Consider the following 425-nt stretch of genomic DNA (forward strand, 5'->3'; position numbering starts at 1 on the left):
AGAAATGGCGCGGGACGGAATCGAACCGCCGACACATGGAGCTTCAATCCATTGCTCTACCAACTGAGCTACCGAGCCATTAACGGTTCCAACGAGACTCGAACTCGTGATCTCCTGCGTGACAGGCAGGCGTCCTAACCAACTAGACCATGGAACCAACATAGTATTAAATTGTAATTGCGGGAGCTGGATTTGAACCAACGACCTTCGGGTTATGAGCCCGACGAGCTACCAGACTGCTCCATCCCGCGATAATAAGAAAAGGAGAATGAGGGATTCGAACCCTCGCGTGGGTATTCCCCACCTGACGGTTTTCAAGACCGTTCCCTTCAGCCACTTGGGTAATTCTCCATGTGGTGAACATCTTACTGACCCGTACGAGATTTGAACTCATGTTACCGCCGTGAAAGGGCGGTGTCTTAACC

Annotated in this window: 4 tRNA genes; all 4 read right to left on the reverse strand. The window is 51.3% G+C overall.

Annotated elements, in window-relative coordinates:
- Positions 1–5 precede the first annotated feature (5 nt).
- A tRNA-Phe gene (locus FD01_RS13720) sits at positions 6–78 on the reverse strand.
- Positions 79–83: 5 nt separating this feature from the next.
- Positions 84–157, reverse strand: a tRNA-Asp gene (locus tag FD01_RS13725).
- Between the two features lie 20 nt (positions 158–177).
- Positions 178–251 (reverse strand) — tRNA-Met (locus FD01_RS13730).
- A gap of 11 nt (positions 252–262) precedes the next feature.
- Positions 263–351 (reverse strand) — tRNA-Ser (locus FD01_RS13735).
- Positions 352–425 lie beyond the last annotated feature (74 nt).

Source organism: Lacticaseibacillus manihotivorans DSM 13343 = JCM 12514 (genome assembly GCF_001435035.1).
In the GTDB taxonomy this organism is placed as follows: domain Bacteria; phylum Bacillota; class Bacilli; order Lactobacillales; family Lactobacillaceae; genus Lacticaseibacillus; species Lacticaseibacillus manihotivorans.